This window comes from Corynebacterium sp. MSK012, from assembly GCF_030232435.1.
Lineage (GTDB): Bacteria > Actinomycetota > Actinomycetes > Mycobacteriales > Mycobacteriaceae > Corynebacterium > Corynebacterium jeikeium_D.
In genome coordinates this window covers 52808-74964 of the sequence record NZ_JASPJU010000013.1, presented here as the reverse complement: position 1 = coordinate 74964, position 22157 = coordinate 52808, and the positions used below count along the sequence as shown (strand labels likewise).

22 protein-coding genes and 1 riboswitch are annotated in these 22157 nt (G+C 59.0%); of the genes, 13 read left to right on the top strand and 9 right to left on the bottom strand.

Features of this window, described 5'->3' with window-relative positions; all coding sequences use genetic code 11:
• Positions 1-115 precede the first annotated feature (115 nt).
• Entirely contained in the window at positions 116-373 is a 258-nt protein-coding gene (locus QP977_RS09940) for a tyrosine-type recombinase/integrase (RefSeq protein ID WP_016421438.1), read from the bottom strand.
• Positions 374-702: 329 nt separating this feature from the next.
• On the opposite strand from QP977_RS09940, the gene QP977_RS09935 reads away from it, so the two are divergent.
• Both QP977_RS09935 and QP977_RS09930 read left to right on the top strand, forming a co-directional pair.
• The gene (locus QP977_RS09935) at positions 703-1275 is read left to right on the top strand and encodes a TetR/AcrR family transcriptional regulator (RefSeq protein ID WP_016421437.1); all 573 of its coding nucleotides are present in this window, start codon (positions 703-705) and stop codon (positions 1273-1275) included.
• Positions 1275-1637 (top strand): DoxX family protein, encoded by a 363-nt coding sequence (locus QP977_RS09930; protein WP_016421436.1) that lies wholly within the window; start codon positions 1275-1277, stop codon positions 1635-1637. The genes QP977_RS09935 and QP977_RS09930 overlap by 1 nt, the downstream gene beginning before the upstream one ends.
• A gap of 812 nt (positions 1638-2449) precedes the next feature.
• On the opposite strand, the gene QP977_RS09925 is transcribed toward QP977_RS09930, so the two are convergent.
• A complete protein-coding gene (locus tag QP977_RS09925; RefSeq protein ID WP_016421435.1) occupies positions 2450-3952 on the bottom strand; it encodes a hypothetical protein in 1503 nt (500 codons plus the stop codon).
• Positions 3953-4519: 567 nt separating this feature from the next.
• Here QP977_RS09925 and QP977_RS09920 point away from each other — a divergent pair.
• Together QP977_RS09920 and QP977_RS09915 are read left to right on the top strand one after the other, a co-directional pair.
• Positions 4520-4894: a hypothetical protein gene (locus tag QP977_RS09920; protein WP_016421434.1), complete on the top strand. Its 375-nt coding sequence runs from the start codon at positions 4520-4522 to the stop codon at positions 4892-4894.
• 138 nt (positions 4895-5032) lie between these two features.
• Positions 5033-5875: a PaaI family thioesterase gene (locus QP977_RS09915; RefSeq protein WP_016421433.1), complete on the top strand. Its 843-nt coding sequence runs from the start codon at positions 5033-5035 to the stop codon at positions 5873-5875.
• A 9-nt stretch (positions 5876-5884) separates the two neighbouring features.
• Here QP977_RS09915 and QP977_RS09910 read toward each other — a convergent pair whose 3' ends face one another.
• The 3 genes from QP977_RS09910 to QP977_RS09900 form a co-directional block, all read right to left on the bottom strand.
• Entirely contained in the window at positions 5885-6658 is a 774-nt protein-coding gene (locus QP977_RS09910; RefSeq protein ID WP_016421432.1) for an alpha/beta fold hydrolase, read from the bottom strand.
• Positions 6648-7367: an esterase/lipase family protein gene (locus tag QP977_RS09905; protein WP_049172143.1), complete on the bottom strand. Its 720-nt coding sequence runs from the start codon at positions 7365-7367 to the stop codon at positions 6648-6650. The genes QP977_RS09910 and QP977_RS09905 overlap by 11 nt, the downstream gene beginning before the upstream one ends.
• 170 nt (positions 7368-7537) lie before the next feature.
• Positions 7538-7960, bottom strand: a complete 423-nt coding sequence (locus QP977_RS09900) for an HIT family protein (RefSeq protein WP_049172147.1) — start codon at positions 7958-7960, stop codon at positions 7538-7540.
• An 80-nt stretch (positions 7961-8040) separates the two neighbouring features.
• Here QP977_RS09900 and purD point away from each other — a divergent pair, with 80 nt between their 5' ends.
• From purD to QP977_RS09885, 3 genes are all read left to right on the top strand, one after another.
• A complete protein-coding gene (purD, locus tag QP977_RS09895; protein WP_049172166.1) occupies positions 8041-9315 on the top strand; it encodes a phosphoribosylamine--glycine ligase in 1275 nt (424 codons plus the stop codon).
• Between the two features lie 239 nt (positions 9316-9554).
• Positions 9555-10682: an aminotransferase class I/II-fold pyridoxal phosphate-dependent enzyme gene (locus tag QP977_RS09890; protein ID WP_049172167.1), complete on the top strand. Its 1128-nt coding sequence runs from the start codon at positions 9555-9557 to the stop codon at positions 10680-10682.
• Between the two features lie 816 nt (positions 10683-11498).
• Positions 11499-11654: a hypothetical protein gene (locus QP977_RS09885; protein ID WP_016421428.1), complete on the top strand. Its 156-nt coding sequence runs from the start codon at positions 11499-11501 to the stop codon at positions 11652-11654.
• Positions 11655-11720: 66 nt separating this feature from the next.
• Here the strand turns inward: QP977_RS09885 and trpB are convergent, their stop codons facing one another.
• Positions 11721-13046 (bottom strand): tryptophan synthase subunit beta, encoded by a 1326-nt coding sequence (trpB, locus tag QP977_RS09880; protein WP_070607314.1) that lies wholly within the window; start codon positions 13044-13046, stop codon positions 11721-11723.
• Positions 13047-13464: 418 nt separating this feature from the next.
• Here trpB and QP977_RS09875 point away from each other — a divergent pair, with 418 nt between their 5' ends.
• The gene (locus QP977_RS09875) at positions 13465-14895 is read left to right on the top strand and encodes a TrkH family potassium uptake protein (RefSeq protein WP_070560513.1); all 1431 of its coding nucleotides are present in this window, start codon (positions 13465-13467) and stop codon (positions 14893-14895) included.
• Entirely contained in the window at positions 14888-15589 is a 702-nt protein-coding gene (locus QP977_RS09870; protein WP_016421425.1) for a potassium channel family protein, read from the top strand. Before QP977_RS09875 ends, QP977_RS09870 begins: the two co-directional genes overlap by 8 nt.
• Positions 15590-15599: 10 nt before the next feature.
• On the opposite strand, the gene QP977_RS09865 is transcribed toward QP977_RS09870, so the two are convergent.
• Both QP977_RS09865 and QP977_RS09860 read right to left on the bottom strand, forming a co-directional pair.
• Positions 15600-15941 (bottom strand): cupin domain-containing protein, encoded by a 342-nt coding sequence (locus QP977_RS09865; RefSeq protein ID WP_049172151.1) that lies wholly within the window; start codon positions 15939-15941, stop codon positions 15600-15602.
• A gap of 6 nt (positions 15942-15947) precedes the next feature.
• The gene (locus QP977_RS09860) at positions 15948-16706 is read right to left on the bottom strand and encodes a thiamine phosphate synthase (RefSeq protein ID WP_069359122.1); all 759 of its coding nucleotides are present in this window, start codon (positions 16704-16706) and stop codon (positions 15948-15950) included.
• 71 nt (positions 16707-16777) lie between these two features.
• A riboswitch (TPP riboswitch) is annotated at positions 16778-16900 on the top strand.
• On the opposite strand from QP977_RS09860, the gene thiO reads away from it, so the two are divergent.
• From thiO to QP977_RS09840, 4 genes are all read left to right on the top strand, one after another.
• Positions 16887-18083, top strand: a complete 1197-nt coding sequence (thiO, locus tag QP977_RS09855; RefSeq protein WP_246821845.1) for a glycine oxidase ThiO — start codon at positions 16887-16889, stop codon at positions 18081-18083. Its footprint overlaps the riboswitch before it by 14 nt.
• A 13-nt stretch (positions 18084-18096) precedes the next feature.
• Positions 18097-18330: a sulfur carrier protein ThiS gene (gene thiS / locus QP977_RS09850; protein ID WP_049189685.1), complete on the top strand. Its 234-nt coding sequence runs from the start codon at positions 18097-18099 to the stop codon at positions 18328-18330.
• Positions 18331-18359: 29 nt separating this feature from the next.
• Entirely contained in the window at positions 18360-19205 is an 846-nt protein-coding gene (locus QP977_RS09845) for a thiazole synthase (protein ID WP_070601152.1), read from the top strand.
• The gene (locus QP977_RS09840) at positions 19205-20404 is read left to right on the top strand and encodes a ThiF family adenylyltransferase (protein ID WP_070438815.1); all 1200 of its coding nucleotides are present in this window, start codon (positions 19205-19207) and stop codon (positions 20402-20404) included. The genes QP977_RS09845 and QP977_RS09840 overlap by 1 nt, the downstream gene beginning before the upstream one ends.
• A 36-nt stretch (positions 20405-20440) precedes the next feature.
• Here QP977_RS09840 and QP977_RS09835 read toward each other — a convergent pair whose 3' ends face one another.
• Positions 20441-22027 (bottom strand): alkaline phosphatase D family protein, encoded by a 1587-nt coding sequence (locus QP977_RS09835; RefSeq protein ID WP_070827675.1) that lies wholly within the window; start codon positions 22025-22027, stop codon positions 20441-20443.
• Between the last annotated feature and the right edge of the window lie 130 nt (positions 22028-22157).

Here is a 22157-nt window from a genome sequence, read left to right as displayed (position 1 = left end):
GAGCTATTCTTTGGTGATTTGTGGTGTGTGGTCTGGGGTTATGGTGGCATGCGGACACACTTTTCTTTACTTAACCCGCCAAGAGGGCGCAGGGGCGGCGGCAGGAGGGCAGCGACTAGCCGCCGAAAATTGCCAGCGCGTCGGCAGCGAACGCTTCAATGATTGCGGAGTTGTCAACATCTCCCGCGCGGTTGATGTAGGCGGCCTCCGTAGTCGAGGCGGAGGCATGGCCCAGTTGCAAGGTGGCCAGCGCCGCGTTGCCCGTTGCAGCCATGGCGGTCGCTACCGTGTGACGGAGGTCGTGATAGGAAATCACCGCAGGCAGCAGCTCCCGGTCGGCCTGCGCCACATCGTCGCCGGCGAGGTGCGGCAAGCCTGCCCATGTTAGAGCCCGGCCAGAGTTTTGCCAGGGTGGGGGTATGTGCCGGATGGGTCGTCACGCATAGGCAGTACCCGCGTCGTCGGTGCCCCTGTCGTGCGTTGGCCGTGGAACAAGCTCGTAGGCTTATCGGCCAAGCGCTCGGCAATCCTTGAGTCTATTGGCCCGAGAAGCTGGTCTGGCAAAAACATGTAGGTGTGTGACGATCAGCTATAACTTTCCTCCTTGTAAGCAGGAAACCCGCTCGCCTCTCATGACAGCAATGTACTTGGATAACCACATCGCTACTTGACCGTAGATTGATGTAGCGATACGATTTGAACATGTTCAGTGAACAAGTTCAATCAAGTCGTGCTACTCAAAAGGAGGCGACGCGCAATAAAGTCTTGGATACCGCCTATGCCCTTTTTGTGTCAGTCGGGTACGCGGATACAAATGTGCGTGCCATCGCGCAGAAAGCTAACGTCAGCGTTGGAACCGTTATGAACGTCGGGAGCAAGCAGTCGCTGTTGATTCAGACCATCGGACATCGAATCACCGTCATGCACGATGAGCTCCGTGGGCAATCAGACAACCTTCTCGACGTTCTCGCTCCTTTCCTGAAAATGTTTACTGGGCAGGAAGAATTATCGAAAGCGTATGGCGCTGCCCTAATCACACAGGGAGACAACGGAGAGATTCTCAACGAGCTTCGAACTCTCTTGGTAGATGAAATCGTGTTGCGCCTAGGCAATATGCTCCCTAAAGATGACGCTAAAGAGTTCGCGACAATCCTTTACAACATTTATCTTGGGTTGCTTCTTGGCTGGGCTGCCGGTGCATACGACACCGACGAACTATCCATTCACGCGAACAGTTCCATCTCCCGTCTTAAAATCGCGTACGGAGTAAAATAATGATTCTCGAATCTTCGCCTGCTTGGCCCTCCATCATTCTTGCAGCCATTTTGTTCGGAGACGCGGTACTCTCGCTCAAACCCGTAGCATTCATCGAGGCCTGCCTCAGAGGAGTACGACTTCCTACAGAGTGGTGGTGGGCTCTTATCGTTATCAAGTGCCTAGCAGCAAGTGGACTCATTATTGGGCTCTGGATACCAGGCATTGGAATAGCGACGATGGTTGGAGTCATTGCCTACTTCTGCACCGCAGCAATCGCACATATCCGAGCCAAGTTTCTAGGTAGCGAGTTTTGGGTCAATTGCTTAGGGATGCTCGCTATTTCACTAGGCGCTCTCATTGCGACACTATTGATAGCCTGAAACGACCAATTTACCAATTGTGTTCGCCCATTGAGGGGCGCCGTTGCCCGCGCCGGGCGGCTTGCCGCGGGTGCCTGGGACCCGCTAGCCGCCTACCGCCTCGCCGGCCTGTCGAAGGGTATGAGCGTCTGCCTCGGTGCAGAAGGCATGACAAAGCCCTAGCTGATGGGTCGGGGTTGTGGGATTTGCAGAGTGGCGGGCTGCTGCGGGACTGGTAGATAGGCGTCCAGCTCTTCGACGGGTATCTGCGGTACTGCATCCGAGATACCAGTGGCGAGCGCTGCGCGACTGGGCCCGCGCCGGGATGTCACACCCGACGACGTGGGGTGGCAGGAGCAGTAACCGGAATTGAGGGGTTGGGGGCAATCCCAGTCCATTTTTATGCGTGGGGGGTAGGGGTGCGACGGGCAGGGGTTGCTGGGGCAAGGGGTGTGTGGCCCCTAGTCGACACCGTGTAGCCACCGCCGGTTAAGTCTTGTACTCAGGCTGTGGCGTATGTCCAGCTGCGGGTCTACTTCGGAAAACTCCGCACTTCCCCAAAGACTTTCCTCAAAAACTAGTAGGGGAGGTGTCCCTGTGTGGCGCGAGAAACGGCTTTGACAGGCATAAATGGCATTATAGGTCAAACCTTTACAGGGTACCCTAACGGTAGGTTACGGGTTCGAGTCCCGTTTCCGGCTCCAAAACTCCAGGTCAGGAAGTTTTCCGGCCTGGGGTTCTTTGGTTTAAAGGGGAAAATGTAGGGGTTAAGTAGCGTGAGGGGTGAAATCGTCTAACAGAACGTCCGCATCCCCTCTGTCCCGTAAGTCGGCTTAGAAGCTGGAAGAACCGCCTGAACCGGAAAACCCTGAGCTAAACCCGCTGTTGACGCCACCGCTACTGGAAGAGCTGTCGCGGGCAGTGGTGGCATCGCTATCCCAGGTGCTCACGACATAGAAGGGCACGTAGCCGTGGTAGCCAGAGCCAGCGAAGAAATCAGAGTCGTAGATGCGCGTGCGCTCGGGGCGCTCGTCGGCCTCATTGCGCTTCTGCAGCTGGGACTGCACGTGCTCCGACAAGAGCGCGGAGCGATCCAAGAGTTCTAGGTAGCGCTCCATGAACTGCGGATGGTGTGGTTCCTTGGATAATTCAGTGGCGGCATCTTCCAACTCCTTCGCGTGGCGCTCAAGCGCCGAGTCGATGCTTGCGGCCAAGTAGCCTGCCTGTGCCAGATCCTTCTCCAGCTCGTAGAGTTCATAGCGGCGAGCATCCGCATCAGCGTTCTCAATGCGGTGCAGCTTTTCAATATTGGCCTCAGCGGTTTCCACGCGCTCGCACAGTTGGCGCGCGTTGGCGATGAGCTCGGAGTGTGAGCGGAATTGCTCATCTGGCGCATCCGCCGGAATCGACATGAGGAAACCAACCTGGCTATCGATTGCTAGGAAGTCATCGCGCAAACCCTCCCAGTCCTGGCGCAGGCGCTCATCCACCAGCCCTGATTGGAGCGAGTGCGCTCGAATATCAATCTCCCTTAGCCGTTGCGCCACATCGGTGTAGGTCTGCGACACGTAGTCCCAGTCCTCGCGTGCCTGCTGTGTCTTCTTCTGCCGGCTGCGGCGTACACCGCCGGCGAGGCCGACACCAGCGCCGCCAACGCTCAGGCCCGCCACCCCGAGGCCAACGGCCGCCGCCATCCGGTCCTCTTTTGCGCCCTCGTACTGAGTATCCGCAGCACGGTCTACGTCGATTGCAGCCGCTGCGCCAGCAAAGAGGCCAGCAGGAATGTTGTCATCCCGCACGCCCGGCTTAATTGCTTCGATGGACTGTTTCAGATGGCTGTCATTCTTGCGTAGCTTCATTTGAGCAGCCACGTCCTCACCCGCGAAGACGAAGGCTTGGCGCGGATCAAGGCCCACGCCGACGAAGACCTGGCCATCAGCAAACTTATCCTTGCCGATGAGCTCCTGGTGGTTATCGCGCAGGTACTCCTCTACGGAGTCATTAACGTTTTCCTTGTTCTCGGCAAAGACCATGTAGTGCAGCCCTTGGACCACGTCAGGGGCGGCGATCCGGGAGACATCGCGAAGCATGCGCTGTTCTTCCTCCGGGGTGAGCACATCGTCTGAGTCCATGATGTCAGCCTGCACCTCACGCTGCGCGGGCTGCATGACGTAGTCAGAGCGCTCGGGCGAATCAAAGACCGCCAAGCAGGTGCCCGCACCGACACCTCCGAGAAGCAGGCCGCCCACTGCTGCTGCGCCGATGATGGCACCGATGGAGGTCACTTTGGGGCCGCGGTTGGATGCAAAAGGTTTAATATCGCGAGAGTCGGTCACGGTGATTCTCCTATTCGCGAGCGATCGGCCCCGCCAATTTTATCCGGTTTAAGGAGGTCGGGCGGGGAACAAAGGGTGCGTTTGAAGACTGATTAAAGGGCAAATGCCTGTCGGGGGCTGGGGCGGGGGAATTTTCTTTCACTTATGCGCACGTTGTCGGAAGTCCCGGTCAACATATGGATGAGCTATTCACTTATGGCCACGCTGCTGCGTATCGATAGGTGAATATTGCATCGATAGGACAGCGCAACGCCGCCAGCAGGACAGCGCAACACCGACAGCAGGACAGCGCAACGCCGACAGCCGGAAAATCACAGGCCACGGAGCTTTCACATCTGCAACTCTAGCCCCACGCTTCACAGGGGTTACATGCGCATGTAAAGTGGACTTTGTTCTTAAGTCATAAGCGTCGATAGGGCTGGTCTCGGGGAAGGGCCTGCGCTATGGGCGCTTTTGGCATTTTTCTGCAAAACCTTCCAGAAAACCCCACAAGCTGGGGTGATTTCTCCGAGAAAAATATTCTACGATAGAGCCATGTCAGAGGTGCTCTTTGTCAGTAGTTCAAACATGGGACTCTCACGCGTACTAGAAGGGCTGCTGCGGCAAGCTGCCCCAGGCCTGACAGTGTTGTCAGCAGGTATCAGCATCGATGATGATGACCGCGGTCTGGATGAAGACGCGCGGCGTGCGCTCTGTGAGGTGGGGGCACGGTGCGATGGCGATCCTCATCAACTCACGCCGTCTCTCGCAGACAGTGCGGATGTGGTCATTGTTGTGGGGAAAATCGACGTTTCGGACTACATCGCGCCAGATGTAGAGACTGAGCGCTGGGAATATGATGACCCAGCTGACCGCGGGATTTATGGTTATTCCCGCTACGCGGAATTGCGGGATTTCTTCACTCTGCGCGTCAATACGCTGGCGGAACGGTTTGCTGCCTAAATAGTCGCTGAAATAGTCGCTGTCTTAATAAAAGGTGGGGCGCGGGAACCGTCGTAAAGCATGTGCTGAAGCTGACACACTTTTGTTTTCTGACAATAATGCCCGCGTTCGCCCGGTCAACACCTAATGTAAGTAGTTATGTCTATTGGTCCATCGCTGCGACGCACCCTGTACAAACTTGCTGAGAAAGAGATGTCCCCGGCTAAGGCAAAGTTCTTGCTGAACATTTGGCCGCCGCTGTTTGGCACCGGCATCCGTATCACTGAGATTGCGGATGACTGGTCTGAGGGGCGATTGGAGCTGCGCCTAAACGCTCTGACTGCGAATATGCATGGCGCGGCATTTGGCGGTGCACTGTTTTCGATGACGGATGTGCTGTTTGGCACGCTGGTTATGCAGCGTCTGGATGTCAAGAAGTACGAGGCGTGGACGCGAACTGGGTCGTTTGAATTTATCCGGCCGGGTAAGAATGGTGCGTACCTTGAGGTAGAGGTGCCGGATGAGATGGTCGAAAAGCTTAAGGCCGAAACTGAAGGTGGCTATTCGACGGTCGTTCCATACACCTCTGTAATCCGAAACCGCGATGGCTCCCTGGTCGGTATTGGTCAGCAGGAGCTCTACGTGCGCCGTCGTGGTCGTAAGAAGCCGCCGGCCAATCCGAACCAGCAGGATTGTGTTGCCGGTGAGAACCTCATCTCTGCTGCTCGCACTCTTGCACGGCTGGGGATGCGCGGGGTGGAAAACCGTGATGTGCTCGTCCAGCAGGAACGCACCGCACGACGCTGCATTTCACCAGAGTCGCGTGCAGTCGCATGGCTCCACGGGGTCCTCGAGTACGGCGATGTCACTGTCGACGACTACCGCGCCGCAGGGCTTCCCGACGTCGTCATCGAGGCCCTCACCTCCGATAACCCCTCGCCAGCCGCGCAGCAGCTGCTTGCGGATGTCGTCACCGCGCGCGAGTCGCTGACCAAGTTCTAGGTCGAAGCTCTACGCCAATAGCCGAGTGATCAGTTCGATCACTTCGGGGTCTGTTTGCTGCTTCCAATGCGCAACAGACCTGCCCTCCAGCTCGGTTTCGAGCAAAACAGCTCGACTGTCCGGCAGGAAGCTCTGCGCGGTATCGGACCACGGAATGACCAGGTTGTCATGGTGGCTGATGACATTAATCCAGTCAGGTGTGGCTGCCTTGCGCCTTCGGAGGTGTGGGGCAGTGTTGGCTGCAGGAAGTTCATATTGTCCTGCCGCTACCGCAATTTGATCGGCTAAAGCCTGTCCCATTAGCCAGCGGGCAGGAGCCCCATTCCACCAGCCCAAAATGCGGGAGATCTCAGTCAGATTTACACCGCCGACAGAGCCCGACACACTGATGACACGTCGAAACGAAAAACGCTCGCATTCATGGTTTGCAAGACGCGTAAACAGCAGGAAAGCCAGTAGCCCACCCTGCGAGTGAGCCACAATATCGACCGTGTCCGAGTTCGTTTCAGTGCAGACTCCGTTGATATAGGCCTCGACTTCGGCGACAGAATCTACGAGGGCAGCAGTGCCACGGTCTCCGTAGGCCGGTACATAGACTCGGCGGCCGCGGGCACGGAGTCCGTCGGCAAGCGGTGCCCACGCGCCGGGACTATCGAGCGTGCCATGAAGTGCGATAACCGGAACGGGGTCTCTGAGGTCCCCCGACGCTGGACTTGGATTTGGCAGGGACGGATGTGCGGCTGTCGGTGGGAAAATCCGCGTTAGGAGCGGTCTATTCCGCATGCTCGATTGGGTCAAAATCCTCGCCTACCAGCTTGAATAGTGCCTCGCGAGTAAGCGCGCGGGGGCGCCAATCGTGCGCCATCTGCTCATGCAAAACGATGGCTTGAGGGAACGTGTCCTGCACATAGAGATTGGTGACCATGCCTGTGTCACCATCATCCAAGAAACAGGACTGTGGAGGGGAAATGAGCTGGTCATACTTGGTGGCAATGCAGGTGTAAGTAACACCGGGACCGAGGATATCGTGGGAATTGGAGTTCAAAACCATCTTTGAACCCGTGAGCTGTTCCAAACCGGAAACGCCCCAATAGCTCTGCACAAAGTTGCTCATCAGCGACTTTGTGCCGGGGATCTTAGTGATACTGGAAGCGATGCCGCCCAGATTGGTGCCGTGATTGGGCGCGGCAAGGCAGACAACATGCTTGATGTACTTGGAAATGCGCAGAGAAAGCAGGGTGGCAATTAAGCCGCCTTGCGAGTGCCCCACGATAACGGCGTGCTTTGCGTCAGTGGCGTGCAGGACAGCCTTGATGTAAGGCACGAGCATGTCGATGGACTGATTGATGGGGTCTGTTGCACGGTGCCCAAAATCTGGCGCGAAGACAGCCCAGCCATCCTCCCGTAACTGACCGCCGAGGGTCTCCCAAATGCCCTTGACCTGGCCTGTTCCATGCAGGAGGATGACCGGCCACGGCCGGGATTTGGACACTTTGGCTCCCCAGTTATCTTCGAAAACACCGCGCAGCGGACGGAAGATGGCATAGGGGAGCGATGCTGATCCTTCAGCTGCAGCCGGTTGTTGCGCCTCCGGTTCCTGCGCTTCAGGGGCAGGGACTACCGGAAGTTGTTCTTCCCGAAAATCCTCGTTTGAAGCGGCGATTAGCGCACCAACTTTCCGTCTTCGTCAGTCCCGAGGGCCTTCCGTAGCTTGGCGGCGGCCTCATCCATGGACTCTGCGGAAGGATTGCGATCTACCGACTGTAGGTTGTACCCGGACATATCGTGGGCAGGGAAGATATGAATGTGCGTGTGCGGAACCTCGAAGCCGGCGATGAGGTAGCCAGCACGCGGAGCGTCAAAAGCGGAGACAACAGCCTGACCAACCTTCTGGGCAACCTCATTGAGGTGGGCCCATAGCTCAGGCGAGGCGTCCGTCCACTTGTCCACCTCTTCAACAGGGACGACCAGCGTATGACCAGGCGCAATTGGCTCGATGGTCAAAAATGCGACGACCTTGTCATCGCGGTAGACAAAACGACCGGGGAGTTCACCGTTGATGATTTTGGTAAATACTGTGCTCATGTGCCAAGGGTAACCCGAATAGCGGATTGAGGGGTTGGGTGCGATGAGAGTTATCCGGGCTGATTAGTAAGATGATTGCTATGCGCATCCTCGTAATTGGCTCCGGTGCCCGTGAGCACGCCCTGTTGTACGCAATGAGTAAGGACCCGCAGGCTACTGATCTTCACGTAGCCCCTGGTAATGCGGGTATGAGTGAAATTGCAACCATGCATCCACTGGTCGTGGATGACCCCGCTGGCGCTGTTGCGCTGGCCAAGGAAATTGGGGCCGATTTGGTTGTTATTGGCCCTGAGGTTCCGCTGGTCGCGGGTGTGGCAGACGCGCTGCGCGACGCTGGTTTCGCAGTCTTCGGACCGAACGCTGACGCAGCTCGGATTGAGGGGTCCAAGGCTTTCGCTAAGGACGTCATGAAGGCAGCTGGGGTAAAGACCGCCTCGGCAGAGGCCATCCAGCCGGAGGCCTCCGACGAAGACATCGAGGCCGCCATTGACCGCTTTGGCCCGAACTGGGTCGTGAAGGATGACGGTCTGGCTGCTGGCAAGGGAGTCGTGGTCACTAAGGACCGCGCTGAAGCTCTCGAACACGCAAAGGCTGTTCTGGCCGCCGGTAACCCGGTGCTGCTGGAGTCCTTCCTGGACGGCCCGGAAGTTTCCCTGTTCTGCCTGGTCGACGGCGAAATCGTCGTCCCGCTGTTGCCGGCTCAGGACCACAAGCGCGTCGGTAATAACGACGAGGGGCCGAACACCGGTGGCATGGGTGCTTACAGCCCGCTGTCCTGGCTGCCGGAAGGCGCAACTGAGCGCATTGTCACCGAGGTCTGCGAGCCGGTCGCTCGTGAGATGGCCGCTCGCGGTTGCCCGTTCCAGGGTCTGCTGTACGCAGGTCTGGCCTGGGGCGAGGACGGCCCGGCTGTCATTGAGTTCAACTGCCGTTTCGGTGACCCGGAGACCCAGGCCGTGCTGGCGCTGCTGGAGTCCCCGGTGGCGCAGCTGCTCAACGCCGCTGCTACCGGAACATTGGCGGACTTCGGTCCGCTGTCTTGGCGTGATGGTTACGCTCTGACTGTTGTGCTGGCCGCTGAAGGCTACCCGGTGTCGACGCGCACGGGTGATGTCATTGAAGGTGCAGAGCCTGGCCGTGAGGCAGATGGCATTCTCCACGCAGGTACTGCCCGCAATGCTGCGGGTGAGCTGGTCTCCGCTGGTGGCCGTGTGCTCAACGTCATCGGCGTTGGTGACACGCTGGAAGAGGCCCGCGACAAGGCGTACGAGACCATCAAGACCATTAAGCTCGAGGGCTCGCACTACCGCACCGACATTGCACTACCTGCAGTTGAGGGCCGTATTTCCATCTAAATAATGCTTGAGGTGGTCCGGCTGCACTCGGATGCCTCACTGGTGCACCCACCCGGGATGAACTGGATTTCCCGGGTGGCCTCGGCGGCTGCAAAGATGAAGGTATGCACGCCGAATCTCCGCAGTCGCCAAAGTCGTCGCAGTCACCGCAGCCGTTAAACTCCTCGCAGTCACCGCAGGCATCCCAGCCCCAGCGCGACCTAGCATCCCGCCGTTGTGAGGTCGCACCCTTCCATGTGATGGATGTTCTCGCGCTCGCACAGGAGCGTCAGCGCACTCACGGTGACGCTCTATTCCTCTGCGTGGGACAGCCCGCGACCGCGGCCCCGGCTGCCGCGATTGCCCGTGCGCGTGCTGATTTAGAAAATCAGGTTCTGGGCTACACAGCGGCCGTCGGCACGCCTGAGCTGCGTGCAACCATCGCCGCCTGGCATCGTGAAAACTACGGCACGGCCACGGAAGCCGCTGATGTTGTCATCACTACCGGTTCTTCCGGCGGTTTCGTAGCGCTCTTCCTCGCAGCCCTCGATGTTGGCGACGACATCGTGCTCGCGCGCCCGGGCTATCCCGCATACCGCAATACGCTGCAGGCGCTCGGCGCCAACATTGTCGAGATTGACTGTGGTCCTGAGACTCGTTTCCAACTCACCGCCCAACACCTGGAGGCACTTCCGCGCGTGCCCAAGGCCGTGATTGTCACCAGCCCGGACAACCCCACTGGCACCATTATCGATGCCGACGAGCTGCGTGCCATTGCGAAGTGGTGTGAGCAGCACGATTGCCTGCTCATTTCCGACGAGATTTATCACGGCATTACTTATGGCCGACAGTGTGCGTCTGCACGCGAGTTCTCCGACGCGGCGGTCGTGGTCGGCAGTGTCAGTAAGTACTTCTCGATGACCGGCTGGCGCGTTGGCTGGCTAATCGTTCCCAAGTGGCTGCGTGCGCCGCTTGATCGCCTCGAAGCCAACCTCACTGTCTGTCCACCGGCAATTTCGCAGGCAGCGGCGGTGGAAGCGTTCAGCCCCGAGTCCATTGCCGAGCTCAATTCGCACGTGACGCGTTACGCACGCAACCGCGACGTTTTGCTCGAGGGGCTGCCCCGCGTCGGTCTCGGAAATATCGCCCCACCCGACGGCGGTTTCTATATCTACGCCAATATCGCAGGGCTTTACGACGACCCGAACTCCGTCGACTCCATGACTTGGGCTCGGGAACTGTTGGCCGCAACGGGCGTGGCCGTTGCCCCTGGAATCGACTTCGACACAGAGAACGGCCATCAGTGGGTTCGCCTCTGCTTCGCCGGTGAGACGTCCGAGATGGAAGAGGCTGTTCGGCGTATTGGGGTGTTCACTGATCGTCGTTAAAACGGCTTTTAGTGGCGCTCGCGGTGTGATTTACCTCACCCTTTTAGGGGTGTTTTTCAGTCGGGCGAGATAGGGTGCTCGACGGGCGAATCGCTGCTTTAAACCCTCTACCGACGGTCGCTGGTAGAGCCGATGTTGGGGGCATTCCTGGAAGGGGCCGTTGGGGCTCTGTTTTCCTGACTGCTCGTTCGCCGTAAGGGCGGAAAAACTGCCTCAGATTGAGGGCTTCGTGGCTGCGGTCACATCCAGCGAGGCTAGGGATGAGTTGATAGAGGGGTGGGATGGCCTTCACGGTAGTATTTTCGGCGGTCGGAAGCTCTGTCGGTGGGCTATTTATGCTGGCAGGGGGTTCTTTTTCTTTAATTGCCACTGGGTTAAGCCCCTGGGAAGCTGGTGGCTATTTGTGCACGGGGTGACGATTGAGCGCGGTGTGTAACTCATGTTCAACGATGGTTGCAAGCGCTTTTAGTGGGGATAGTTTATGTCCGACCGAAAGATGCTTCCGCGCCCTGTTTTTGGTTGTGTAAAAGCGTGATTTTTGAAGCCGTTGTCGGGAGCGGTGAAGCGAGGCTTGGGGTGGCGCTGAGGGGCGCTGTTTGTGGTGCAGCGATTGAGCTAAAAAACGTCCAAAAGTTAACAAAAGGTTAACTAAAAATAAAGTTTAGTGCTTGCCAGGCCTTGTGTTGTGGTCTACGGTTGCAAGTCATAAGTTCCAATCGGTTCGATGAAACATTGTTTCAACTGCGGAATCGCAAAGAATCGATTGGAGAAGTCCAACAATAAAGATCAAAGAGATCTTAAGAGAGGTGACCTCTGATGAACGCATTCAACGAGATTATGGATACTGTGTCCCCGATTTTCCGGGACGGCAAGGAATCTAAGCAGGATGCGCTGGCATCGCTGCTTGCCGAAGCCATCGTGGAGGCGAACCCGAACCAGGGCATCGCCGCCGACGACCGCCGCGCTGCCTAACAAGAATTAGCTTTGGTCCGATTCCTGCTAGGCAGCTAGTGGGGAAACAATCCCTACTGGTTATTCCTACTGGTTCAGGAACTCCCGGACCTGCTCCATATCCTTATCACCGCGACCCGACAGGTTCACGAGCAACAGCAAAGGCTCATCGCCTTCGTGAACCGGCAGCCCGAGCTCGCTACCAGCGGCAGGGTCGGTTTCACGGAGTCGCGCAATTTTAATGGCCTGCGCCAGCGCATGCGAGGATTCCATCGCCGGAATAATGCCCTCCATGCGGCTGAGCAGCTGGAACGCTTCCAGCGCCTCCTCGTCGGTAATCCCGACATAGCTGGCGCGGCCATTCTCCTTCAGCATGCCGTGCTCCGGGCCAACAGACGGGTAATCCAAGCCCGCCGAGATGGAGTGCGATGGCAACACCTCGCCGTCGTCGGAAAGCATGACAAATGAGCGCATGCCGTGAAGGACGCCAGTCTTACCCGCGTTGATGGGCGCGCCGTGACGATCGGTGTCGAGTCCCTCACCTGCGGGCTCGACACCAATGAGGGCGACATCGGAGTCGTCGATGTAGTTAGCAAATGCGCCGATGGCGTTGGAGCCGCCACCGACGGCTGCGATCACAGCGTCGGGAAGCTTGCCGTAACGCTCGACCATCTGACCGCGTGATTCCTCCGAGATGACCTGCTGGAATTCACGCACGATAGTGGGGAATGGGTGCGGACCGGCGGCGGTGCCCAGTAGGTAGAAAGTGGAGTCGAGAGTCTTGCTCCACTCGACCAGTGCCTCGTCAATAGCATCCTTCAAACCGGCCTCGCCGGTGGTGACGGGAACGACCTTCGCGCCCATGAGCTCCATGCGCTCGACATTGGGGTGCTGGCGGGCGACATCGTGCGCGCCCATGTAAATCTCGCACTCAAGTCCCAGCAGCGCTGCGGCCATCGCGGTGGCCGTGCCGTGCTGGCCTGCACCCGTCTCAGCAATGAGGCGGGTTTTTCCCATGCGCTTTGCCAACAGTGCCTGGCCAACCACGTTGTTGCCCTTGTGCGCGCCGCCGTGGTTCAAGTCCTCGCGCTTCAGCACAATCGTCGTGTTCGGCGTGGATAGACGACGGCATTCGAACAGCGGGGTCGCGCGGCCGAGGAAATCACGACGTAGTTCTTCCAGCTCGCGCTGGAACTCCGGATTGCTCATCGCCTCGATGTAAGCCGCTTCCAGCTCATCGAGTGCTGGTAGCAGGAACTCCGGCACTTCCTGTCCGCCGAAGCGACCGAAAAATGCAGGTAAGAGGGTTTCGCGCACCTCGCCCGCGCCGTTAACGCTTGCCGACGGCACCCTAGTTGCAGTCGGTGCTGAAGCCTTGGCGATGGCATCCGCGCTGGGGTTGTAATCAGTCATTGAGGGGGCCTTTCGTTGCTGTTGTTTATTTCAGCGGGCCCTGGTTCTCTTCGTCGAGCCGACAAAAGAAAAGAGCCCGCCAGTTTTATCTTCTTGCGAGCTCGTACTTGACGGGTTTGCCGTCGACATTAATGAGATGACGTGACGTTGCTCGCGGACTTAAGCGAGCCACCACCACTGTGCGCCGCACGGCGCGGGTGTGTTCATCAGGGGTGTCATCATGAATCTGACCATAACTCAAGGTTTCCGCAGTAGCCAAAGCGGGTGGGGTGTGGGGGCGGGGATTGGGCGCGAAATGTGTACGGGATATCGCAACTGTGCCTGGGGTGTAGGGTAGTTCCCCTATTAGTCGGGTACGCGTAAGGGGCAGAATTCTCGGATCCCCTCGACACCGCTGGCCACGAGGACTAACGTTCCGATGGTGATTACGCTGTCGCGGCAGACCACTAAATCACGTCGGGGAGTTCGTCCCACGACGTTGGTGGTGTGGTGCTATGTCGCCCTCATAACCGTTGGCACGGTTTTGTTAATGCTGCCGATCTCGGCAGCCAATAGCCACCCCACGGGGCACTGTGCCCCGAGCCCTGGGAATCTGTGCCTGCCCACGGCGCTGTCTGATGCTCTGTTCACAGCCACCTCGGCAACAAGCCTGACCGGCCTGATCACCGTAGATACGGCTACCCATTGGTCAACCTTCGGCAAGGTTGTCATCATGCTGTTGATTCAGCTGGGTGGCCTTGGGTTCATGACCTTGGCTTCACTTTTTGGCCTCTTCGTTGCGGGAAGACTCGGCCTTAACCGCCGTGCCGGTGCGCGCGTTGAGGGCCGCGGTATGGACATGGGCGAGATCTCATGGGTTGTCCGTGCTGCCGTTAGCTTCACGCTGTTGGTGGAGTTTGTTGTGGCAGTGGCACTTATGCTGCGGTTCCACCTAGGTTATGGGTACGGCTGGGGGAGAGCTGCGTGGGAGGGCTTGTTCCATGCCATCTCAAGCTTCAACAATGCCGGTTTTGCTCTGTATACGGACAACGTCATTGGGTTCCACAGTGATGCCTGGATACTTTTGCCGCTGGCCTTCTCTCTTATCGTTGGTGGTCTGGGTTTTTCTGTTCTGCTCGAGGCTTGGCGGCACCTGAAAGCGTGGCTTAGTGTCTGCACGCGAGGGCAGTTACCTAAACGCTGGTCTCTGACTACTCGCTTCACTATCAAAGGCACCATCCTGCTGATTGCTTTGGGCACAATAATGGTGGCATTTGGTGAGTGGTCCAATGCCATGTCTGGTTTCACTACAGGGGAGAAGATACTCAACTCATTCTTCGCTAGTGTGAGCCCGCGTACCGCGGGGTTCAACGCGCTCGATTACGCGGACTTCCACCCATCGACACTGCTGGGCACTGACTTCCTCATGTTCATTGGCGGCGGCACCGGTGGTACTGCAGGTGGCGTGAAAATCACGACGTCGGCAGTCATTCTCGCCGCCGTTCTCGCGGAGATTCGCGGTGACACCTCCGTGTCCGTGGCTCGGCGGCGCCTCAATCCAAAGGTGCTGCGTCAGGCCCTCGTCGTTCTTGCATTCGGTATTGGCCAGGTTTTTCTGGCAGTAATCGCCGTCAGTTTCCTAGCGCCACAGTTTTCTACTGACCAAATCCTTTTTGAAGTAGTCAGTGCCTTCGCCACGGTAGGCCTTTCCACAGGTATCACCGCTGACCTGCCGGTGGCAGCACAGGCAATCTTCATCGTGCTGATGTTCGCCGGACGTGTTGGCCCAATCGCCTTGGCGACGGCCTTGGCCGCCCGCCCACGCCAGCGCATCTACGAATATCCAGAAGAAAGGCCCTTCATTGGCTAACTCGAAATTCAATCCGTTTGCTGGTTTTGCAGAGCATTTCGCCGACCAAGTCAGCTCTTCTCCTGTTGTAATCCTTGGCATGGGGCGTTTCGGACAGGCGCTCGGCGAGGAGCTGGTCGCTGGCGGTATCGAGGTTCTCTGCGTAGACCATCGCGAAAAGGTGGTTCAGGAGCTGTCCTCGACCTTCGACCACGTGGTCACCGCCGACACCACCATGCCGGAAGTACTGAAGCAGCTCGGCGTCGATGAAGCCGAACGTGTGGTCATTGCCATCGGCAGTGATATCGAGGCGTCGTTGCTGACCGCGTCCGCACTGGTGGACATGGATGTGCCGCTGATTTGGGCAAAGGCCGATAACCAGGCTCACGCCAAGATTCTGGGCCAGATCGGTGTGCACCATGTCATTCGCCCGGAGGCCGACACCGGCCGTCGTATTGCGCACCTAATCGGCGGCAAGGTCCAGGACTTCCTGGAGTTCGATCGCGACTACGCAGTCGGTAAGGTCGCCCCACCAATCCATTGCCTGGATAAGACGGTGGCGGAGATTAACCAGAGCGCACCGATTACGGTCGTCGCCGTACAAAAGCGCGGTCAGCGCTTCCGCCCCGCGCTTGCCGACGACCGCATTACCGCAGGTGACCTGTTGATTGTCTCCGGTGCCATTCGGCAGTTGGAGACGTTCGCCGGGGAGTAGGCGCTGATTGCTACTTGTCGCCGTGGCTGTCGATTCCGTCGACGCCTGTGACCGTGGTCAGCAAAAACACGGAATCTGTTAGAGCTTTCACGCCATGCTTGACGTGGGTGAGCACTTTGAGATTGCCCTCGGAAATCGTGGTTTCATCGGCACCGGTGATTTCAACTTCGCCAACAAGAACAAGCATCGAGGCTGCGGGCGGCGAGTTATGGGCGGAAAGCTCAGTTCCTTCAGTCAGTGCGATGAGAGTCTGGCGTAGCGGGCCGTCGTGGACAACAATTTCCGCAGCGCGGCCATTGCTATTCGCTTTAGCTTGAGTCAGAAGGTCGTCTTGTTGTGAATTAATATTCACAGCGTCCTAGCTCCTTGGTGAAACCACAGCGCGCAGAGCACGCGCTGCCTCTTCCGGATTTGCTGCCTCGGTTAGTGCGCGAACCACCACAATGCGCTCCGCGCCAGCGGCGATAACTTCGCCGGCGGTCTCGGCGTTGATACCGCCGATTGCCCACCATGGCTTTACCGGGTCACTTGCGCCGCGGTCGTGTGGGCGCACAATATCGGCCACGGAATCCTGGTGGGACTCCGCTGAACCCTGTGCACGCGCCCTCCGCACGAGTGCCGCAGCTTCACGGACCATCTCGACTCCGACGGGTTGACGGTCGGGCTTCGTCGGGGTGGCATACACCGGGCCGATTACCGCGTAATCGATGCCATCGTCGGCAAGCGAGGCGGCGAACATGTCCAGATTTCGGTTGGATCGGCCGATGAGAACCTCGGGGCCAACGATCTGGCGGGCCTGCTCGGTGGTGAGGTCTTCCTGACCCACATGCAGGATGTCTGCGCCGGTCAGCGCGGCAATGTCGGCGCGGTCATTGACGGCGAAGAGCTTGCCGTGTTCAGCGGCGACCTCGGCGAGGGTCTCCACAGCGGCAATCTCGTCGCGGGTGTCGACTTTCTTGTCGCGCAGCTGGATGATGTCGGTGCCGCCTTCGTAACAGGCGTGCAGGAATTCACGCAGATCACCGCGGGATGCGCGCGAGTCGGTGCAGAGGTACAGGCGGGCGTCGGCAAGCAGGGCGCGTCGTGTTGTGCGAGTGGCAGCTGATGAGGCGTTCATGTCCCCATGTTAGGCGAGGTTGAGGATGCGGTGTCGTGACGGAGAGCCCGAAGTCATATGATGGGGGGAGTACCACGTTCCGCGGGAGCCGTACTCGGTATCGATGAGATGCCGCTGGCTGAGAGGGCGAATAACGCCGACCGCTTTTACCTGATGCGGGTTATGCCGCCGGAGGGAGGAATGGCAGTGAATGCTGCCGCTATGGGTGCCGCCTCGACAAGTGAGGGCGGCACAGGGGATACGTCGTCAAGCGTTGTTATCGCAGGCGCGGGCATTATCGGCTTGGCGACGGCATGGAGACTACTCCGCCAGGGATTCGATGTGACCGTCCTCGATGCCGAGCCCGTTTCCGGCGCAACCTTCGCCGCGGCTGGCATGCTGGCGCCGGTTGCCGAAGTCGTGTGGGATCAGCCGACGCTGTATCCGCTGATGGTGGAATCGGGCAAGCTCTACCGCGACTTTGCCCTGGCTATCGCCGAGGAATCGGGCCACGATGTCGGCTACATCGAGAATTCCACGTTTGTTTGTGCGGGCGATGCTGCCGACCGGCAGACACTCAGCGAGCTCGTTGAGCTGCAGCATGACATGGGCATGGAGATCAACCGCATCACCGCCACCGAGGCGCGCCGGGCAGAACCGGCACTGGGGCCGGGCTGTGTTGGTGCGGTGGATATTCCGGGAGATCACCAGGTCAATCCGCGTCTGCTCGCAGAGGCGTTGCTGACCATTCTAGGAGACCGCGTCATCCGCACTCGCGTGGAAGAGGTTATCTACGCTTCCGATGCCGACCCCCGCCGCGCCATCGGTCTGCGCGGTGCGGACGGAAATGATTACCTCGCCGATGAGGTCGTTCTGGCCGCGGGGTTGAACACTGCCGATATCACCGGTCTGCCGGAGAATCTGAATCTGCCACTGCGCCCGGTCTATGGGGATGTGCTGCGTCTGCGTGTACCGGAGCGCCTGCAGCCGCTGGTCACCCGCACTATTCGCGGTGTGGTTCAGGGGCGTCCGGTTTATATCGTCCCGCGTGCTGACGGCACCGTCGTGCTCGGCGCTACCTCGCGTGAAGATGACCTGACCGGCGTCTCCGCCGAAGGAGTCCACCAGCTACTCCGCGACGCATACCGCCTAGTGCCCGGCATTCTCGACTGCGAAATCTACGAGATGACCGCCCGCGCCCGGCCGGGTTCCCCGGACGATGTCCCCATGATTGGCCGCGTGGCTCCAGGACTGACCGTGTCCACCGGCTACTTCCGTCACGGCATTCTGCTTACGGCCATCGGTTCCAAGCTCACGGCCGATGTCGTCGCAGGTCGAGAAAATGATAACGACCCAGCGCTTCTTTCCGCCGTCGATCCATTCCGCTTCAGCGACTAGAGGAGGCTCGCTTATGTCCACCACAACACTCAATGGCGAAGGCTACACACCGGCTGCGGGGGAGATGGTCGCAGATCTCGTCGCAAAGCACACGGGGCACGCGCTTAACGACGACGGCACCGCCGCGAACGGTACCCGCCTGGGGATTGCAGTAGCCGTGGATGGTGCGGTGATTCCGCGTGCCAAGTGGGCGACCACGCCCGTGGCAGGTGCAATCGACATCGTGACAGCAGTTCAGGGAGGCTAGAGATGACCGAGAATTCCGCACAAGCAAATATGTCCGCGCAGGAAAATGAAACCGGGACGGCGAGCGGACTTACACGCGAACCGCTGCGCATTGGCGGACTGGAGTTGAACTCCCGTCTGATTATGGGAACTGGCGGTGCGACCAGCATGGATACGCTGGAGCGCGCGCTGGTGGCTTCGGGCACTGAGCTGACTACGGTGGCGATGCGCCGCTTTACGCCCGGTACGAAGCAGAACGTTTTTGAGATTTTGCAGCGCAACAATATTGCGGCGCTGCCGAATACTGCGGGGTGCTATACCGCTCGTGACGCGGTGCTGACTGCGCAGTTGGCCCGCGAGGCGCTGGAAACCAACCTGCTGAAGCTCGAGGTCATCGCCGACGAGGACACGCTGCTGCCCGACCCGGTCGAGCTGGTCGCGGCAGCGGAGCAGTTGGTAGCTGACGACTTCGTCGTTTTCGCCTACACCAACGACGATCCGGCGCTGGCCAAGCGGCTGGAGGATCTGGGCTGTGCAGCTGTCATGCCGGCGGGCTCGCCGATTGGTACTGGCCTGGGCATTCTTAACCCACACAACATCGAGCTGATTGTGGACCGCGCGAATGTGCCCATCATCCTGGATGCGGGCATCGGTACCGCGTCTGAGGCAGCGCAGGCGATGGAGCTTGGCTGCGATGCAGTGCTGTTGGCATCCGCAGTGACCCGTGCACATGATCCGGTGGGCATGGCCACGGCGATGCGCTTCGGCGTTGAGGCAGGACTGACTGCTCGCGAGTCCGGCCGCATTCCACGGCGTCGACTGGCCCAGGCGAGCTCGTCGTTTGAGGGCATCATCACTGAGCGCGTCAGCGGCGCACGCGAGCAGGATTCTCTGTAATGGCGGAGCAGGGTGTCAATCTTTCGGACCGCGACCTGCGCCGGTACGCGCGGCACCTAACACTGCCGGGCTTTGGTGCCGAGGGGCAGCGAACTTTGCGATCCTCCCGCGTCCTCGTTATCGGAGCTGGTGGCTTGGGATCGCCTGCGCTGTTATACCTGGCCGGGGCAGGGGTCGGGCATATCACAATCATTGACGATGACGTGGTCGACGAGTCCAATCTTCAGCGCCAGGTCATTCACCGTGAGTCCGATATTGGTCGCCCGAAGGCCGAATCTGCCGCGGATGCCGTGCGGCGCCTTGACTCCGAGGCATCGGTGACCGCAATCGTCGGCAGGTTAAGCGTCGACAATGCTGAGGAGCTCTTCGCCACTCACGATGTAGTGCTCGACGGCGCGGACAACTTCGCCACGCGCTACCTGTCCTCCGATGCCGCGGAGCTGACCGGAACGCCGCTGGTCTGGGCCACGATTCTGCAGTTCGCAGGGCAACTGTCCGTCTTCTGGCCTGGCCACGGCCCCATGCTTCGCGATCTTTACCCCGACATCCCCGATCCCGGCTCCGTGCCGTCGTGCGCCGCAGGCGGTGTCCTCGGCGCAATGGTCGGACAGATCGGCTCCATGATGGTCGTCGAAGCTATCAAGGTGCTCACTGGTGTCGGCAAGGTCGCCGTCGGCAAACTCGTGCTTATCGACGCCCTGGAGGCAACCACCCGCCCACTGTCCTTTGCAGCCGACCCGGAGCGCGAACCCGTTTCCGACTTGACCGAAATTGCGCAGGTGTGCGCAGCTTCGTGGACCGAGGATGAGGAGGCCCCGGCGCAGAGCATGCGCAGCATTGGCCCCAACACGGCGCACGAGCTTCTTGCCGAGGGTGTGCCTCTCATCGATGTACGCGAGCCTGAAGAACACGCGGAGGCTGCCATTGCCGGATCTGTGCTTGTGCCACTCGGCAACATTCGCAGCCGTGGGTGGGCTGCGATTCGCGAAGCGTGGGCTGAGCGGAACCTCCAGTCGAACTACCCACGAGTTCTGATTCACTGCCACTCGGGTGCCCGCTCGCAACAGGCAATTGAGCTGTTGGCCAGCGAGATTGAGGCTGATGGCGCCATACCGGAGCTCATCAATCTGGACGGGGGCATTGTGGCCTGGCAGGCTGCGGGGCAGGAGACCGTCGTAAAGCGTGGCGGAACGCACTAATTAGTGGCTACCGCCACGCGCTGTTGAACAGTGTGCCTACGCCTGCGGCTTCAGCGTTGTCGACCACAACTCGGTGCCACGAGTGGTGAGCAGACGGACGGTCATCTCGCGTGAGTCGCCGTCGATATCGACTTCGCCGAAGTGCTGGAAATCCTGTGTGGGGTCGGCGTTGGCATTGTCTTTACCCGGTGCGTGGACGTACTCCACCTTCGGCCCGAAGGTCGAATCCATTTCGTTGGGGCCGAATGCGCCCGCGTGGAGAGGACCGGAGACGAATTCCCAGAAGGGTGCGAAGTCGGTGAACTGTGCGCGCTCTGGGCTGTAGTGGTGAGCCGCGGTGTAGTGCACATCGGCGGTGAGCCAGACGACATTTGAAACATCTTTAATGGCGCTGAGCAGGCGGGCGATTTCACGTTCACGTCCTGCAGGTGCACCGGCGGCACCATTGGATACGCTTTCTTGGTCACCATCGTCGCCGTCGGGGACGATGATTCCAAGCGGTAGGTCATTAGCAACAATCTTCCACGTCGCGCGGGAGTCCTTGAGGGAGTCGATTAACCAGTTGGTCTGCTTTTCGCCAAGGATTGGTTCTTCGGTTGTCGAGCGCGGATTATTGGAAGTGTTTTCTCCCTTGTAACTGCGCATATCCAGAATGAATATGTCTAGCAACGGGCCGTAGGAAACCTTGCGGTAGACGCGCCCATCTACAGCCATTTGTTGATCAATTGGCTGCCACTCATGGAAGGCCTGGTAGGCACGCTTGGCCAGGGTGTTGACATCGCGCTCGGTATAGCGATCATCGTCTAGGACTTCGTTGGGGTACCAGTTGTTGACTGTTTCGTGGTCATCCCACTGGACTAGCTGCGGAACCTGCGCATTGAAGGCCAAGTAGTTCTTGTCCATGAGGTTGTAGGAGTACTGGCCGCGATAATCCTCGAGGGTTTCAGCAACTTTGGATTTGGCTGTCGTGACATGGTTGCGCCACACAGTGCCGTCGGAAAGCGTGACGGATTCATCCAGCGGACCGTCGGCATAGCAGGTGTCGCCTGAGTGAATGAATAGGTCTGGATTGCGCTCCATCATGGTGGAAAAGCCGGTGTATCCACCGATTTCGTCGTTAATTCCCCAACCCTGACCTGCGACATCGCCGGACCAGTGCAGGCGGATGTTGGATGCGCGGTTTGGGGCAGTACGGAAGGTGCCGATAACGGGATCAGAGCAGATTCCAGTATCTGCCTCTTCGAGCGTGACACGATAGAAGATTTCCTGCCCCGGTTCGAGACCGACGACACGTAGACGTCCGGTGCCGTCAGTGTCTGGAGTTAACAGAGAGTTACTGCGGAATACCTTGGCATTCTGGAAGCTCTCAGTTGCAGCAGTTTCAACCACCATATGGGCGGGGCGGTCTGAGCGAGCCCAAATCAATGCGCCGTCGCCGCGGATATCGCCACTTGCAACGCCGTGGGTGAGCTGTGGCCGAGAACGCAGTAACCCTGGGGAGGCCAGTGACGGCGAACCCGGTGTAGCTGAAGCCGCAGCTCTAGAGGCATGAGCGAGCGTGACTGAAGTGGCAAGTGCGGTGGATGCGCCTAAACGTAGAGCGCTGCGACGGGAAAGCTGCATGGAGTCGAACGATAGGTTTTCCACTTTGACGTTCAGTTAAACCAGCGTGAACTCGAAGGAAAAAGTCGCAATTACAGCACAAAGGCTTAGTTATTGAGAATGACTGGGCTTCCTTTTGTAACGTAGATAA

What these genes read in the sequence shown, in the direction of transcription:
- QP977_RS09935 (WP_016421437.1), top strand. Translation starts at nt 703, where the DNA reads ATGTTCAGTGAACAAGTTCAATCAAGTCGTGCTACTCAAAAGGAGGCG.
- QP977_RS09930 (WP_016421436.1), top strand. Translation starts at nt 1,275, where the DNA reads ATGATTCTCGAATCTTCGCCTGCTTGGCCCTCCATCATTCTTGCAGCC.
- QP977_RS09920 (WP_016421434.1), top strand. Translation starts at nt 4,520, where the DNA reads ATGGGACTCTCACGCGTACTAGAAGGGCTGCTGCGGCAAGCTGCCCCA.
- QP977_RS09915 (WP_016421433.1), top strand. Translation starts at nt 5,033, where the DNA reads ATGTCTATTGGTCCATCGCTGCGACGCACCCTGTACAAACTTGCTGAG.
- QP977_RS09910 (WP_016421432.1), bottom strand. Translation starts at nt 6,658, where the DNA reads ATGCGGAATAGACCGCTCCTAACGCGGATTTTCCCACCGACAGCCGCA.
- QP977_RS09900 (WP_049172147.1), bottom strand. Translation starts at nt 7,960, where the DNA reads ATGAGCACAGTATTTACCAAAATCATCAACGGTGAACTCCCCGGTCGT.
- purD (WP_049172166.1), top strand. Translation starts at nt 8,041, where the DNA reads ATGCGCATCCTCGTAATTGGCTCCGGTGCCCGTGAGCACGCCCTGTTG.
- QP977_RS09890 (WP_049172167.1), top strand. Translation starts at nt 9,555, where the DNA reads ATGGATGTTCTCGCGCTCGCACAGGAGCGTCAGCGCACTCACGGTGAC.
- QP977_RS09885 (WP_016421428.1), top strand. Translation starts at nt 11,499, where the DNA reads ATGAACGCATTCAACGAGATTATGGATACTGTGTCCCCGATTTTCCGG.
- trpB (WP_070607314.1), bottom strand. Translation starts at nt 13,046, where the DNA reads ATGACTGATTACAACCCCAGCGCGGATGCCATCGCCAAGGCTTCAGCA.
- QP977_RS09875 (WP_070560513.1), top strand. Translation starts at nt 13,465, where the DNA reads ATGGTGATTACGCTGTCGCGGCAGACCACTAAATCACGTCGGGGAGTT.
- QP977_RS09860 (WP_069359122.1), bottom strand. Translation starts at nt 16,706, where the DNA reads ATGAACGCCTCATCAGCTGCCACTCGCACAACACGACGCGCCCTGCTT.
- thiO (WP_246821845.1), top strand. Translation starts at nt 16,887, where the DNA reads ATGGCAGTGAATGCTGCCGCTATGGGTGCCGCCTCGACAAGTGAGGGC.
- thiS (WP_049189685.1), top strand. Translation starts at nt 18,097, where the DNA reads ATGTCCACCACAACACTCAATGGCGAAGGCTACACACCGGCTGCGGGG.
- QP977_RS09845 (WP_070601152.1), top strand. Translation starts at nt 18,360, where the DNA reads ATGTCCGCGCAGGAAAATGAAACCGGGACGGCGAGCGGACTTACACGC.
- QP977_RS09840 (WP_070438815.1), top strand. Translation starts at nt 19,205, where the DNA reads ATGGCGGAGCAGGGTGTCAATCTTTCGGACCGCGACCTGCGCCGGTAC.
- QP977_RS09835 (WP_070827675.1), bottom strand. Translation starts at nt 22,027, where the DNA reads ATGCAGCTTTCCCGTCGCAGCGCTCTACGTTTAGGCGCATCCACCGCA.